Genomic DNA, 15,198 nt, shown 5'->3' with positions numbered 1-15,198 from the left:
AGGGAGTCCCGCGATGATGAGTCCCCGATACTGGGCCCGATGGATGGTCGAGCACGGCGCCCCGCGCTGGGGCCTGCGTTGGCAGGCCCGCCACGACGTTCCGTTCGCCAAACTGATCACCACGTCGGACGCGCTCCACGATCCGTATCCCCTGATCGAGGACATCCGTGCCCGCGGCCGCCTGGTGCACAACCCGTACACCTGGGCGACGGCCGACTACGAACTGATCCGCACCATCCTGCGCGACAACCGCTTCGGCGCGTTCGGCCCGGACGGCGTGGACATGCCCGCCTGGCTGCGCGATCGCCTGAAGCGGGCGCAGACGCCGCCGAATCCGGTGGAGCCGCCGTCCATGCTGATGATCGATCCGCCCGATCACACCCGCATCCGCAAGTCGGTGTCGGCGGCGTTCACGCCGCGCGCCATCGGCCGGCTGCGTGATCGGGTGGAGTCGGTGACCGCCGAACTGCTCGACGAGCTGCCGCCGGAGGGCTCGGCCGATCTGATCGCGGCCTTCGCCCAGCAGGTGCCGATCGCCATCATCACCGAGATGCTGGGTTTCCCGCAGGCGTCTCGCGACGAGTTCCTGAGCTGGGGTGACGCCGCCAGCCCGCTGCTGGACATCGGCATCTCGTGGCGGGCCTGGCGCGACGCGTACGCGGCCATGGGGGTGATGGACGAGTACCTGAACGGGCATCTGGCCAAGCTGCGGGCCACCCCGGGCGAGGACATCCTGTCCAGTCTGGTGACGGCCGGGGAGCTGAACGAGCGCGAGCTGAAGGCGACCGCGAGCCTGCTCATGGGCGCGGGGTTCGAGACCACCGTGAACCTGATCGGCAACGGGGTGGTCCAACTGCTGTCGCATCCGGAGCAGCTGGCCATGCTGCGCGCGGATCCGGACCTGTGGCCGCAGGCGATCGACGAGATCCTGCGCTTCGACCCGCCGGTCACCATGACCGCGCGCATCGCCCTGGCCGACGCCGAGGTCGGCGATCAGCGGCTGGCGGCGGGCAGCGTCCTGGTGATGTCGCTGGCGGGCGCGAACCGGGATCCGAAGAAGTTCACCGACCCCAATCGGTTCGACATCACCCGCGAGAACGCCCGCGAGCATCTGACCTTCTCCAGCGGCATCCACACCTGTCTGGGCGCGAGCCTGGCCCGGATGGAGGGCGTGCACGCGCTGCGCGCGCTGTTCGACGCGTTCCCGGATCTGGCGCTGGCGGGCGCGCCCGAACGCCGCCCGCTCTACACGCTGCACGGGTACGCGCACATGCCCGCGCACCTGGGCCGCCGGGCCACCGCCACCGTGTAGCCCGCCGCGGTGGGTCGGGATCGGTTGCGGCTCAGTAGAAGCCGACGACGTCGTCGCCCCACACGGAGTTGCGGTCGCGGTCGGGATCGTCGATGACCCGGTCCATGCTGTCGATGACGAGCGTGGTCCGGGTGGCGGCGTGGTAGGGCGGCCAGTGCTTGGATCCGTCGATGGCGGCGGGCACGCCGTACTCGGCGAAGGCCAGCCAGCGGCGCATCACCCGGCCCGAAACCTCCTGCGCCGCTTTGCGTCCGCCGAGCCAGAAGGTCGGGTCGTAGTCGAAGGAGCCGAAATTGCCGAAGACATAGGGCAATTCGGTGGCGTGGCCCGCGCCGACCCGCGCCGCCTTGAGCATCGGGGTGGCGTGGTCGAACCGGTACATCCAGGTCGGCGAGTGCGCGGAGTGCGCGTCGGCCACCCACTGCGAGGGCATTCGGAACGCGGCGTCGGTCGACATGATCATCGCGCCGCGCGGCGTGCCCGCGGCGTAGGCGGCCGCGAACTCGGCGACGCGTTCGGGTGACAGGCCCGGATGCTCGGCGGCGACCGAGCGCAGCATGGAGTTCACGGCGTCCGGGGTGACCGGCATGATCGGTGAGCGCAGCAGCCGGAACAGCGAGGATTCGTCCTTGTTGGTGCCGATGAGCAGCGGCACCCGATGCGACCGGCCCTGCTGGAAGCGCTCGCTCGGGTAGCCGGGCAGCACATCGCCGTCCACCACGGGCGCGGCGGCCAGACGACCCGGTTCCCGCGCGGGCACCTCGTCGAAGAGGGTTCCGGCCGCGGTCACCATGCGTTCGAGGGGCATGGTGAGCAGTTCGGGCGCGCGGTCGGGTGTCAGCTCCAGCAGTTCCAGATAGCGCTTGGCCACCACAGCGGCTCGCTCCGGACCGAAAACCGCTGTGGCGGGCGGGGATTGGGCGATGGCCCGATGGAACAGGCCCGCCGACAGCGGCGAGGTGAGCAGCGCGGTGACGCAGCCCGCGCCCGAGGATTCGCCGAAGACGGTGACATTGCCCGGGTCCCCGCCGAAGGCCGCGATATTGTCGCGCACCCAGGCCAGCGCGGCGATCTGATCATGCAGGCCCAGATTCGGGACGAACTCCTCGCCCAGCGACGACAGGTCCAGGAAGCCCAGCGCGCCGACCCGGTAGTTGACGCCGACCACGATCACCTGACCGGCCTCGGCGAGGCGGCGGCCGTCGTAGATGGCCTGGGCGGCGGTCCCCAGGCAGTACGCGCCGCCGTGCAGCCACACCATGACCGGGCGGGGTTCGTCGACGGCGGCGGCCGGAGCCCAGACATTGAGCCACAGGCAGTTCTCGCCCATGCGCAGATTGGCGTCGACGGGCACGAAGCCCGGGGTCTGCGGGGCGACGTCGCCGTAGCGCACGCATTCGCGGACACCGATCCAGGGCCGCGGGGGCTGCGGCAGGCGGAAGCGGTGCGGACCGGCGGTGCTGTCGGCGTAGGGAATGCCCTTCCAGACCGCGGCCGACCCGATGACGGCGCCGGACACGTCGCCGTGCACCGTCCGTGCCACCGGCACGTCATCGCCTTCGGTCCGCTCGTCGAAGATCCGAGTGTTCATACGACACCTCCTCGTACTCCGTAAATCGAGGGTACTTGTGGCCCGGGGGTCGCCGGGCGATCATCGTCAGCGCGCCGCACGAGGTCGGCGGTGTGGTCTACGCTGGCCGGGTGCCGAGCTATGCGTATCGATGCCGCAGCTGCGGCGACACCTTCGAGCTGACCCGTCCGATGGCCGAGGCGTCCGCCCCCGCGACCTGCCCCGACGGCCACGACGACACCGTCAAGCTGCTGACCACCTTCGGAACCGTGAGCCGGGGCGGCGCCGCCCCGGTGTCCATGCCCGCCCCGCCGGCGGGCGGCGGCTGCTGCGGCGGCGGAGGCTGCTGCTAGCGCGCCGGTCCGGCGTTCTCGTCCGTCTTCTTGTCCGCGTGGCCCAGTGAGCGATCCGGGGCCACGCGGTCGCGGACGCGTTGTTTCAGCAGGGCGATATCGGGAAATCCGCCGTCGGCCTTGCGTTCCCAGATCTGCTCGCCGTCGACGGTGATGCGGAAGACGCCGCCCTCGCCGGGGACCAGGGCGACCTCCGACAGATCGGTGGCGAAGGTGGTCAGCAACTCCTGGGCCATCCAGCTCGCGCGGAGCAGCCAGCGGCACTGTGTGCAGTATTCGATCGCTACGCGAGGCATGTCCGCGACCCTATCCCGCCCCACCGACAGCCCCGCCCGCACCCGTCGGCGGCCCTCGGTACGCACTGCCCGCATCGTCCGAATCAGTGGCGGCGGAACGACTTCCGCATCCGGCCCGGCCGCGTCGTGACACCCGGATCTGTCGGTGCCCTCGGATAGAAAGATGTCAACCGAGGAAGGGGGATGGATGACCACCGCTTGGACCGCCGATCACATCGGCTCGCTCGCACCGGACGCCGCGTCGCTGACCGCCGCCCGCAAATTGCGCGGCAAGTGGAGCGGCACCGGGATTCACGACACGGCGCTGTGGGGGCTGTGCAAGGGCAGCGGCAGCCGCCCGTACCAAACCATCGTCGACCTGGCCGGACCCGCGTACAAGTGCACGTGCCCGAGCCGCAAGTTCCCGTGCAAGCACGCGCTGTCGCTGCTGCTGTCGTGGAGCGCCGGCGAGGTGCCCGCCGCGGACGCCGTGGGCGATTTCGCGGCCGACTGGCTGGGCGGCCGGGCCGCCCGCGCCGCCAAGAAGGCCGCGCCCGAGGCCAGGCCCGCGGCGAGCGCCGGGGCCACCGCCGATCAGCGCCGCGCCCGGGTCACCGCGGGCCTGGCCGACCTGGACACCTGGCTCACCGATCAGGTCCGCACCGGCCTCGCCCAGTCCGACCGTTCGATGCGGGCCTTCGAGACCGTGGCCGCGCGCATGGTCGACGCGCAGGCCCCCGGCGTGGCCGCCACGCTGCGTCAATTGCCGCTCGCCACAAGCCATTCCGACTGGCCCCGGCTACTCTTGCGCGAATACGCCCGGCTGCACCTGCTGGCGGCCGCGCACACCCGCCTCGACGAGCTCTCCCCCGGCCTGCGCGCCAGCGTGCGCACCCACATCGGCTACCAGACCCCGGCCGACTCGGTCCGCGCCGAACCCGCGGTCCGTGACCGCTGGCAGGTCCTGGGCGTCCGCACCACCACCGAGGACGGCCTCTACACCCGCCGGGTCTGGCTGCGCGGGCGGGCCTCGGGCCGCTGGGCCCTGATCCTGGACCACCACTACGGCAGTCCCGCCTTCCCCAACGACACCCCGGCTCCGGGCTTCCAGGTGGACGCGAACCTGCACTTCTACCCCGCCGCCGCGCCGCTGCGCGCCATCTGGGGCGACCGCCACGAAGACATTCCCGAACCCTTCACCACGATCCCGCTGCCGGTCGCCACCGGCGAGAAGAACCGCGGCGACCAGGTCGCGGCCGCTGGATCCAGCATCGATCCACTCGAATCCGATCCGGCGAACACCGACACGGGCAGCATCGCGGCGGCACTGGTCGAACAAGCGCGGGCATTGGGAGCCGATCCGTTCCTGCGGTCATGGCCGGTGCTGCTCGTCGATGTCGTTCCGGTTCGCGGCGAAAAGGGCTGGGAAATAGTGGAATCCGGTGGCGACGCGCTGCCGGTGTCGACGACCGAGGGTGAGCCGTGGCGGCTGCTCGGGCTGTCGGGTGGGCACGCGGTGACGCTGCTGGCCGAGTGGACCGCGGACGGACTGGTTCCCGTCGCGGCGCTCGCCGACGGGGTGATGGTGGATGTCGGTGTGGCACTGGGGACTCCGAACCCGGTCCGCGGCGGGATCGAGGACGCCGGTAGCGCCGAGCTGGTGTCGGCGGCCCTGGTCGGCACGGCACGGCGGCAGGCCGATCTGTCGGGATTGGCCGCGCCCGTCACCTCGGCGGCGACCGCGTTGAGCGGGGATCCGGCGGTCCTACTGCTGGAATCCATTGCGCTGCAGGATTGTTTCGCTCGCGGCGGCGTGACCGCCGGTTCCGGTGAGCACGGCGCCGCCGCGTCCGATGACGAACGGCCGTTGCTGCCAGCCGCCGCGGGAGCGCGCTTGATCGACATGCTGTCGGACAATTCGTCGTTCCTCGAGGAGTGGTTCGCCCTGGCCGGGCCGCGGGACTTCCGCGCGCCGGACGGCCTGGTGAGCGTCCTGCTCGATCGCGCCAAAGCGCTCGCGCCGCATCGGGAGCCGCTGCTACGGCTGGCCGGGGCGCGGGGACGGTGGCTGGCCGGACAGCATCCGGGCTGGAAATCGCTGGTGCGCGCGGCCGCCGAGGACGACAGCGTGTGGTCGCACGGCCGGGCGACGGAGCGGCGCAGCTGGCTGACCCAGCTGCGGCAGCGCGATCCGGCGGCCGCGAGCGCCGTGCTGGCCGGGTCGTGGAGCACCGAGTCCGGGCCGGGTAAGTCCGATCTGCTGGCTGTCCTCGCCGACGGGCTCTCGCTCGCCGACGAGCCGCTGCTCGAGACCGCGCTCGACGATCGGCGCGCGGAGGTGCGGCGGCTGGCCGCGGACCTGCTGGGACGACTGCCGGATTCGGCGTTCGCGCAACGGATGTCGCGGCGGGCCTCGGCCTGGCTGAGCTTCGGCGCGCGCCCGGTCACGCCGCGACTGGTCACCACCGGCCCCGGCGTGCTCGACGACGCGGCCCGCCGCGACGGCGTCGGGGATTCCTTCGGCTACACCGCCTATCGCGCCGACGGCGCACCCGATCTGGCCACCGAATGGCTGCACCGGGTGGTGGCGGCCACGCCGTTGCGGCATTGGGAACGGCTGCTCGGGTCGCCCGAGGAGGCGGTCCGGGTGTCCATGGCCGACGGCGTGCGCGGACCCATGGTCGCCGGCTGGACCGATGCCGCACTGGCACAGGGCGATCCGGCGTGGGCGCGAGCCCTGTTCGGTGCGATCTCCGGCCCGGCCGCCCGCGACGCCGATTCCGACAAGCTGCGCGCCCTGTTCGCGCTCCAGCCCGAGGCCGATCAGGTGCGGTACCTGCGCGGCCTGGATTCCAGCTGGCTCGCCGAGATCGAATCCCTGTTGCGCGCCATGCCCCGGCAGTGGCCCGGCCCGATGGCGGAGCACGTGCTGCGGCTGCTCACCGAGCGCGCTCAGCTGTGCGCCGACCGGCCGGGTGCGCCCAGCCTGGTGCCCGGCTCGTATCGGACGCTGTTCCGCGCGGCGTCCGCCCACTTCCCGGTGGAGCTGGCCGGGATGGTGTCCGGTCTGGCCCGCCGCTGCGCGGATCCGTACTGGGAGCAGGCCTTCGACCAGCTCGCCCATGACCTCATTGAACGCAAGACGATGCTCGAGGAGTTGCAGTGACCATTGCTCAGGAAGTCACCCTCGCTCAGGAACCGGACGCCCTGCTGCGCCCGCACGCCGAACAGGCCTTCGCCGACGAGCTGAAGGCCCTGGCCGCGGCCGACGACCGCCCGCGTCCGCCCTCCTGGAACCTGTCACCGTGGGCGGTGGTCACCTATCTGCTGGGTGGCACGCTGTCCGACGGCACCGTGATCACGCCCAAATACGTGGGCCCGCGCCGGATCATGGAGGTCGCGGTCGCCACCCTGGCCACCGACCGCGCGCTGCTGCTGATCGGTGTCCCCGGCACCGCGAAAACCTGGGTGTCGGAACACCTCTCGGCCGCCATCGCGGGACATTCGACGCTGCTGGTGCAGGGTACCTCCGGAACCGCGGAGGAGGCCATCCGCTACGGCTGGAACTACGCCCGGCTGCTGGCCGAGGGTCCGAGCGAGGCCGCGCTGGTGCCCTCGCCGATCATGACCGCCATGCGCGCCGGCTCCATCGCCCGGCTCGAGGAGCTCACCCGTATCCCGTCGGACGTCCAGGACGCGCTGATCACGGTGCTGTCGGAGAAGACGCTGCCGGTGCCGGAACTGGGCACGGAGGTGCAGGCGGCCAAGGGCTTCAATGTGATCGCCACCGCCAACGACCGCGACCGCGGCGTCAACGAACTGTCCTCGGCGCTGCGCCGCCGGTTCAACACCGTGGTGCTGCCGCTGCCGGCCGGGGAGGACGAGGAGGTCTCCATCGTCACCCGCCGCGTCGAACAGCTCGGCGTCGCACTGGAACTGCCCGCCGTGCCCGCGGCCGTCGAGGAGATCCGCCGCGTGGTGCGGGTGTTCCGCGAACTGCGCTCGGGCATGACCGAGGACGGCCGCACCAAGCTCAAGTCGCCGACCGGCACGCTGTCCACGGCCGAGGCGATCTCGGTGATCACCAATGGCATCGCGCTGGCGGCGCACTTCGGCGACGGCGTGCTGCGGCCCGCCGACATCGCGGGCGCGGTGCTGGGCGCGGTCATCAAGGATCCGGTGGCCGACCAGGTGGTGTGGACCGAGTACCTGGAAGCCGTTGTGCGCCAGCGCCCCGATTGGTCCGACTTCTACCGTGCCTGCCGCGAGGTGCACGATTGACATCCTCCCGCCCTTACTGGGCAGGGATTCCCGACTTCGCAGTCGAATTTTCCTGCTTCGTCGCCGACCGCCCGCCAGGAGTACTCCTTTGAGGTCTTACACCGGCTCCACAGGCCGTCACCGCCAGCCCGGCGGCCACAAGGTTCTTCGCGGCGTTGATATCCCGGTCGTGGGAGACACCGCAACTGCACGTCCACGAACGGACGCGCAGGGGCATCGACTCCGTCAACGCCCCACATTCGGAACACACCTTCGACGACGGGTACCAGCGGTCGACCACGATCAGGTCGCGCCCGTACCAGTCGGCCTTGTATTCCAGCATGTTCCGGAACTCTCGCCACGCCGCGTCGCTGATGGCGCGGGCGAGTTTTCGGTTCTTGACCATATTGCGCACGGTCAGGTCCTCAATCACGAGCGTTTGGTTTTCACGCACGAGACGAGTGGTGATTTTGTGCATGTGGTCTCGTCGGCGGTCACTGATCCTGGCGTGGATACGGGCGATCGCCACGCGAGCCCTTTCCCGGTTGGCCGATCCTCTCGTCTTACGGGCAAGGCGGCGTTGGGCTTTCGCCAGGCGCACGCGATCGCAACGCTCATGACGTGGATTGCTGAACTTTTCGCCTGTCGAGAGGGTGAGCAGGTGATCGAGCCCGGCGTCGATACCGACCGCCGCACCAGTCGGCGGCAGCGCCGCGACAGTGGACTGACACAGCAGCGACACGAACCAGCGTCCCGCAGAATCCCGCGAAACGGTGACCGTGGACGGTGGCGCATTTGTGAGACCGCTGGTGCGGACTCCAGTTTCCTCCCCGGCCTGAAGGCTGGGAACTACACGGGAGGAACCCAATGACCACTACCGTCGCAGCGACGGCCCAGACGCGTGTGTTCGGCATCCGCCACCATGGACCAGGTTCGGCGCGCTCGCTGGCGCTGGCGCTGGCGCGGTTCCGTCCCGACGCCATTCTCATCGAGGGCCCTTCGGACGCCGATCCGCTGGTCGGTTACGTCGCGGCCGAGGGCATGTCACCGCCGGTGGCCCTGCTCGCCTATCAGCCGGACAGTCCCGCCGAGGCCGCGTTCTGGCCGTTCGCGACCTTCTCCCCTGAGTGGGTGGCGCTGCGGTTCGCGGCGGAACACGGTGTGTCCGTGGGCTTCTGCGATCTGCCGGCCTCGATCTGCCTGGCCGTGGCGGACGAGCCGGGCGATCGGACCGACCCGCTCGGCATCCTGGCCTCGGCCGCCGGATACGACGACGCCGAACGCTGGTGGGACGCCATCGTCGAATCCGCCTCGGACGCCGATATCTTCCCCGCGGTCAACGAGGCCATGGCCGCCCTGCGCGAGCACGCGGAGGATCTTCCGGAGGTCTCGGAGGAATCCGATTCCGTTGTCCCGGCCGAGGGGTCCGGGACAACGGAGGAGGAGCCCTTCTCGGCCGCCACGGCGCGGATCACGGTGGACGCGCACACGCTGCGGCGTGAGGCGCACATGCGACAAATCATGCGAAAAGCCTTGAAGGACGGGGCGAAACGGCTGGCCGTGGTGTGCGGCGCGTGGCACGCGCCCGCGCTGGAGGGCAAGCTGGGCCCGGCCGCGGCCGATGCTCGGCTGCTCAAGGGCCTGCCCAAGGGCAAGGCCACGCTGACCTGGGTGCCGTGGACGCATTCGCGGCTGGCGAGCTCATCCGGCTACGGCGCGGGCATCACTTCCCCGGGCTGGTACCACCACCTGTTCACCGAGACCGATCAGCCGATCGCCCGCTGGCTCACCAAGGTCGCGGGCACCCTGCGCGCCCACGATCTGCCGGTGTCGAGCGCGCACATCATCGAATCCATCCGGCTGGCCGAGACTCTCGCGACCCTGCGAGAGCGGCCGCTGGCTGGACTGTCGGAGGTCACCGAGGCCACCCGGTCGGTGCTGTGCGACGGCGACGAGATCCTGTTGCGGCTGGTCAGCACCGAACTGGTGGTGGGCGAGGCGCTGGGGACGGTGCCCGAGGGCACGCCGACGGTGCCGCTGGAGGCGGACCTGCGGGCCCAGATCAAGACGCTGCGGCTCAAGCAGCAGGCGCTGGAACGGACCGTCGACCTGGATCTGCGCACCGACGGCGGGCTCGCGAGATCGCGTCTGCTGCACCGGCTCCGGCTGCTCGGCATCGGGTGGGGGCGGCTGACCGACAGCCAGGTCCGCAATGCGGGCACCTTCCGCGAGACCTGGACCCTGCGCTGGCGGCCGGAACTGGCGATCGCGATCGTGGAGGCGTCGCGCTGGGGCACCACCCTGCGGTCGGCCGCCGAGGCGAAGATCCTCGACGCCGCCCGGGACCCGGACGCCACGGTCGGGAAGGTGGCGTCCGCGCTGGAGGAGGCGCTGCTGGCCGATCTCGGCGGAGCCACCGACGGACTGATCGCGCGGCTGGAGACGGTCGCGGCTCTGGATCACGATGTCACCCACCTGATGTCGGCGCTGCCCGGCCTGCTGCGCATCGCCCGCTACGGCGACGTGCGCGGCACCGACGGCGCTGCGCTGACCCGGGTGGCGGACAGCCTGCTGGTCCGCAGTTGCGCCGGCCTGCCGGGCGCGGTGACCGGACTCGACGCCGACGCGGCCGCCGCGCTGCGCGGCCGGATCGACGCGGTGCACCTGGCGCTGTCGAACCGCGACGACGAATGGGCCTCGGGGACATGGCTGTCCACCCTCGAGACGCTGGCCGATCGCGACGACGTCAACGGCGGCATCGTCGGCCGCGCCGTGCGGCTGCTCTGCGACGCCGAGCGCATCGGCGGCGAGGAGTCCGGCCGCCGACTATCCGCGGCGCTGTCGGTCGGCCGCACCGCGCCGGACAAGGCGGCCTGGATCGACGGCTTCCTCGGCGGCCGCGGCCTGCTGCTGGTCCACGACCGAAACCTGTTGTCACTCATCGACGGCTGGCTGTGCGGGCTCGACGAGGACCAGTTCGTGGCCACCCTGCCCCTGCTGCGCCGGACCTTCGGCGCGTTCGAGGCCGGGGAGCGGCAGGCCATCGGCCAGGCCGTCCGTCACGGCGCGCCGACGGCTGCGGCCACCGGCAGCGCGCAGTACGACGCGATCCGCGGCGCGCTGGCCATGCGTTCGGCCGCCGAGATACTCGGGGTGGCCCGATGAGCCGACACGGCGGTAGCCGGAACGGGCCGCGGAGCCTTCGACCGCGGCTGCGGGGCGGGCGCGCGGGCGAGCCCGGCCGGCAACTCGACTCCCTGTGGGGCACAGGCAGTTACCACTCATACACATCCTGGGGGATGGCATGAACGAGATCGACGAAGGGCAGCTGCGGCGGTGGCGGCTGGTGCTCGGCAGCGCCGGGGAGGCCGGGCTCGGGTGCGGCGGCCTGCGCAGCGCCGACGATCAGGCGATGGACCGCGCGCTGGGGTCGCTCTACGACTCCGGGCAGGGCGGGGGCGGACGGCGCTCGGGCGGGCTCGGCGGGTCCGCGCCGCAGGTGTCGCGGTGGCTGGGCGATATTCGCCGCTACTTCCCCTCGACCGTGGTGGAGGTGATGCAGCGCGACGCGGTGGATCGGCTCAACCTCACCGAATTGCTGCTGGAGCCCGAGCTGCTGGAGGCGGTCGAACCGGATGTGCACCTGGTCGGCACGCTGCTGAGCCTGAACCGGGTGATGCCGGAGACCACCAAGGCCACCGCCCGCATGGTGGTGGAGAAGGTAGTCAAGGAGATCGAGCGGCGGATCGCGGCGCAGACCGTGGCCGCCGTGGGCGGGGCGCTGAATCGGGCGGCGCGGGTGTCGCGCCCCAAGCTGCGGGATATCGACTGGGACCGCACGATTCGCAAGAACCTGGCGAACTATCTGCCCGATCACCGGACCGTGGTGCCCGAGCGGCTGGTCGGGTACGGCCGCAAGGCGCAGGCGGTGAAGCGGGATGTGGTGCTGGCCATCGACCAGTCCGGGTCGATGGCGTCGAGTGTGGTGTACGCGTCGGTGTTCGGCGCGGTGCTGGCGTCCATGCGGTCGCTGCGCACCTCGCTGGTGGTGTTCGACACCGCCGTCGTGGATCTCACCGAGAAGCTGTCGGATCCGGTGGAGGTGCTGTTCGGCACGCAGCTGGGCGGCGGCACCGATATCAATCGGGCCATCGCGTACTCCCAGTCGCTCATCACCCGCCCGACCGATTCCCTGTTCGTCCTGATCTCCGATCTCTACGAGGGCGGCGTCCGCGCGGAGATGCTGCGGCGCATTCGCGCCATGAAGGAATCGGGGGTGCAGGTGGTGGTGCTGCTGGCGCTGTCGGACGAGGGCGCCCCCGCCTACGACCGCGACAATGCGGCGGCGCTGACGGCCCTGGGTGTGCCCGCTTTCGCGTGTACCCCGGACAAGTTCCCGGACCTGCTCGCGGTGGCGCTGGACCGAGGCGATGTTGGGACGTGGGCACACAACACGTTCCGCGGGCAGCCATAATGGGTGCGCTTGAGATTGGAAACGCCTGATGTTCGCGGCCCGTCTCGTTCTGGACTGAGCGGAGCGGAGCGGGCGAAGCGGAGGAGCGGAGGGAGGGAAGAACGAGACCTCCAGGGCCGCGAACCCGCCCGCAGCGAAGCGGAGGGCAGAGATTACGGAAGCGGGTGCTCGGTTTGCGCTCTGGTGATGTGTTCGCCGGCTACGTCATCGAACGCGAGCTCGGCCGTGGCGGCATGGGCTCGGTGTATCTGGCCAAGCACCCGCGGCTGCCCCGGATGACCGCCCTCAAGCTGCTCAATCAGGAGATGTTCTCCGACGACGAGATTCGCGCCCGCTTCATTCGCGAGGCGGATCTCGTCGCCCGGCTGGACCACCCGAATATCGTCACCGTCTACGACCGCGGCGACGAGGGCGAGCAGCTGTGGATCTCGATGCAGTTCATCGACGGCGTGAACGCCTCCTCCATCAGCCCCGGCACGCTGCCCCCGCTGCGGGCGGTCCAGATCATCACCGAGACCGCCAAAGCACTCGACTACGCGCACGGCCTCAATGTCCTGCACCGGGACGTGAAACCGGCCAATATCCTGCTGGCCCGCTCGTCCTCCAAGACCGGCTCCAGCGAGCGGGTCTACCTGACCGACTTCGGTATCGCCCGCCTGCGTGACGACACCGGGCATCTGACCCAGACCGGCACCGTCACAGCCACTCTCGCCTACGCCTCCCCCGAGCAGCTGACCGGCGCGTCCCTCGACGGCCGCTCCGACCAGTACTCGCTGGCCTGCACCCTGTTCCAGCTGCTCACCGGCGCGGTCCCTTTCGAGGGCACCAGCCCGGCCGCCGTCATCCGCGGCCATCTGCAGCAGCCGCCGCCCCCGGCGAGCCCGCTGCGCCAGGCCCTGCCCCGCGCCATCGACGCCGTCCTGGCCAAGGCGCTGGCCAAGCGCCCCGCCGACCGCTACCGCTCGTGCGTCGAATTCGCCACGGCCGCCGAACGAGCCCTCTCGGCTCCGGCCGCCCCGCCGCGTCCCCCGACGCCCGCGCACCCGCAGCCGATCGTGGCCCCGCGTCCGCCGACCCCGGCCCACCCGCAGCCGGTGATCCAGCGCCCGCCGACGCCCACCCCGTCGACCCCGCGCCCGCTGGTCGGCCCCGGTCCCACCTACACCAACCAGGGTCCCGCGTACCCGTCGCCGCCGGCCCCGGCTCCGTCGTACCCCCATCAGCAGGCCCCGTCCTACCCGCACCACCCCATCCCGAACCAGCAGAACTCGACGCCGGCGTACCCGAACCAGCCCGCGCCGCAACATTTCACGAGTCAGCAGGGTCCGTCGTACTCGCCGTCGCAGACCTACGCGCACCACACCCCGCAGCCGAATTACGCTCCTCAGCAGCGGAATTCGAACAGCACGGCCTGGCTGATCGCCGCCATCGTCACGGTGCTGGTGATCGTCATCATCGTGATCGCGGTGATCATCAAGAGCAGCAAGTCCAAGGCCGACGCCCCGCTGCAGCCCGACACCATCGTGTATTCGGCCTTCGCCGACCATCGCACGCCCGAGAGCATCCTCGGCGACAAGGCCTTCCGCATCACCCTGTGAAACCTGGGGGATCTCCCCCATCCGGATTCCAGGGATCCGCCGGATTCCTCGAGGACGCAGGCGGACATAGCGTCAAGTCATGGTCAAACGCTGTGCCGCCGTCCTCGGCGTTCTACTGATCGCCGGGGCGACCGCCGGTTGTACCGAGCCCGCGGAGTCCTCCCTCGCGCAGCGGTTGCACCAGGACGCCGACGCGATCCACGCCCTCGGCATCAGTGGTGTGCAGGCTCGCGTCATCGAGCCCGACGGCACGCAATCGGTCGCCACCAGCGGGACGGCCGACCTGGCGACCGGCGACCCGGTCCCGTCCGACGGGTACTTCCGGATGGCCAGCACCGCCAAGACATTCGTCGCCACCGTGGTCCTGCAACTGGCGGGCGAGGGCACGCTCACCCTCGACGACACCGTCGAGCGGTGGCTGCCGGATATGGTGCGGGGCAATGGGAACGACGGCGCCCGGATCACCCTCCGTCAGCTGTTGCAGCACACCAGCGGTATTCACGACGACCTGCCCGGGTACACCACACCCGAGGAGTACACCCAGCAGCGCTACGACATCTACACCCCCGCCCAGCTGATCGCCCGGGCCATGGCCCACACGCCCGACTTCGCGCCCGGCTCGGGCTGGCAGTACTCCAATACCGGCTACATCCTGCTCGCCGAGATCATCCAGCGCGCCACCGGCCGACCCGCTCACACCGAGATCGAGACCCGCATCGTCACCCCGCTCGGCCTGCGCGGAACCCGGTGGCTCGGCGACTCGCCCACGCTCCCGCAGCCGCACGCCCGCGCCTACCAGTTCTTCGGCCCCGGTTCCGAAGTCGACGTCACCGACCAGGTCGCGCTGGAACCCGAGAACCTGTCCTGGGTCACCACCACCGCGGACGAGAACACCTTCTTCCGAGCCCTGCTCGGCGGCCGCCTGCTCCCGGCCGACCGGCTGGCGGAGATGAAGCGGACCGTGCCGGTGAGCGGGGACCTCGAAACCATGTGGCCGGGTGGCCGATACGGCCTCGGTCTCGCCGAACGCCCGCTGAGCTGCGGCGGCGCCTACTGGTCCCACGAGGGCGGCGACGGCGGCTACATCACCCTCAATGGCGTCACCGGCGACGGCGCCCGCAGCGTCGTGGTCTCCATGTCCGAGGCCCTCGGCGATTCCCCGGAGCACATCCTGGCCCAGGAATCCGCGGCCGCCACCCTGATCGACCACGCCCTGTGCCCGTAACCGAACGCTGCTATCGTCTGCCCGCACTGCGGGTTCGGTGCTGGTCAGGACGATGAAGCGAGGGTTGCGGGCGTGGATGGCGGGGCCGGGCGGGGCGGGCGTCCCGATCAGCTGACCGCAAAGCAAAGGGC

General features: G+C 70.9%; 11 protein-coding genes. 8 read left to right on the top strand and 3 right to left on the bottom strand.

The features are described from left to right. Window positions 1-16: 16 nt before the first annotated feature. Window positions 17-1,312 carry a cytochrome P450 gene (locus tag ACFV4K_RS14515; RefSeq protein WP_379275087.1) on the top strand — a complete coding sequence of 432 codons (1,296 nt, stop codon included), beginning with the start codon at window positions 17-19 and terminating at the stop codon, window positions 1,310-1,312. A 31-nt stretch (window positions 1,313-1,343) separates the two neighbouring features. On the opposite strand, the gene ACFV4K_RS14510 is transcribed toward ACFV4K_RS14515, so the two are convergent. Further along, on the bottom strand, window positions 1,344-2,903 hold the full coding sequence (locus ACFV4K_RS14510) for a carboxylesterase/lipase family protein (protein ID WP_379275053.1): 1,560 nt from the start codon (window positions 2,901-2,903) through the stop codon (window positions 1,344-1,346). A 110-nt stretch (window positions 2,904-3,013) separates the two neighbouring features. On the opposite strand from ACFV4K_RS14510, the gene ACFV4K_RS14505 reads away from it, so the two are divergent. Next, complete coding sequence (locus ACFV4K_RS14505; RefSeq protein WP_379093988.1) at window positions 3,014-3,235, top strand: zinc ribbon domain-containing protein; 222 nt, start codon at window positions 3,014-3,016, stop codon at window positions 3,233-3,235. Here ACFV4K_RS14505 and ACFV4K_RS14500 read toward each other — a convergent pair. Beyond that, window positions 3,232-3,531, bottom strand: a complete 300-nt coding sequence (locus tag ACFV4K_RS14500; RefSeq protein WP_379275051.1) for a SelT/SelW/SelH family protein — start codon at window positions 3,529-3,531, stop codon at window positions 3,232-3,234. The genes ACFV4K_RS14505 and ACFV4K_RS14500 overlap by 4 nt on opposite strands. Window positions 3,532-3,718: 187 nt before the next feature. Between ACFV4K_RS14500 and ACFV4K_RS14495 the strand changes: the two genes are divergently transcribed. Both ACFV4K_RS14495 and ACFV4K_RS14490 read left to right on the top strand, forming a co-directional pair. Beyond that, a complete protein-coding gene (locus ACFV4K_RS14495) occupies window positions 3,719-6,676 on the top strand; it encodes a DUF5691 domain-containing protein (RefSeq protein WP_379275050.1) in 2,958 nt (985 codons plus the stop codon). A gap of 2 nt (window positions 6,677-6,678) precedes the next feature. Further along, window positions 6,679-7,791, top strand: coding sequence for an AAA family ATPase (locus ACFV4K_RS14490; protein WP_379275086.1), 1,113 nt, complete (start codon window positions 6,679-6,681; stop codon window positions 7,789-7,791). A gap of 13 nt (window positions 7,792-7,804) precedes the next feature. On the opposite strand, the gene ACFV4K_RS14485 is transcribed toward ACFV4K_RS14490, so the two are convergent. Further along, the gene (locus tag ACFV4K_RS14485) at window positions 7,805-8,638 is read right to left on the bottom strand and encodes an RNA-guided endonuclease InsQ/TnpB family protein (protein WP_379275048.1); all 834 of its coding nucleotides are present in this window, start codon (window positions 8,636-8,638) and stop codon (window positions 7,805-7,807) included. On the opposite strand from ACFV4K_RS14485, the gene ACFV4K_RS14480 reads away from it, so the two are divergent. The 4 genes from ACFV4K_RS14480 to ACFV4K_RS14465 all read left to right on the top strand — a co-directional run bounded on the left by ACFV4K_RS14480 (window position 8,638) and on the right by ACFV4K_RS14465 (window position 15,067). Next, window positions 8,638-10,935, top strand: a complete 2,298-nt coding sequence (locus tag ACFV4K_RS14480) for a DUF5682 family protein (protein WP_379275046.1) — start codon at window positions 8,638-8,640, stop codon at window positions 10,933-10,935. The two genes, ACFV4K_RS14485 and ACFV4K_RS14480, sit on opposite strands and share 1 nt — an antisense overlap. A 139-nt stretch (window positions 10,936-11,074) precedes the next feature. Next, window positions 11,075-12,244 carry a VWA domain-containing protein gene (locus tag ACFV4K_RS14475; protein WP_379275044.1) on the top strand — a complete coding sequence of 390 codons (1,170 nt, stop codon included), beginning with the start codon at window positions 11,075-11,077 and terminating at the stop codon, window positions 12,242-12,244. A 173-nt stretch (window positions 12,245-12,417) separates the two neighbouring features. Continuing rightward, window positions 12,418-13,842, top strand: a complete 1,425-nt coding sequence (locus ACFV4K_RS14470; RefSeq protein WP_379275042.1) for a protein kinase — start codon at window positions 12,418-12,420, stop codon at window positions 13,840-13,842. A gap of 79 nt (window positions 13,843-13,921) precedes the next feature. Continuing rightward, complete coding sequence (locus ACFV4K_RS14465; protein ID WP_379275040.1) at window positions 13,922-15,067, top strand: serine hydrolase domain-containing protein; 1,146 nt, start codon at window positions 13,922-13,924, stop codon at window positions 15,065-15,067. Window positions 15,068-15,198: the final 131 nt, after the last annotated feature.

The organism is Nocardia sp. NPDC059764, assembly GCF_042732555.1.
GTDB lineage: Bacteria > Actinomycetota > Actinomycetes > Mycobacteriales > Mycobacteriaceae > Nocardia.
This window is presented reverse-complemented; position numbering and strand designations above follow the sequence as displayed.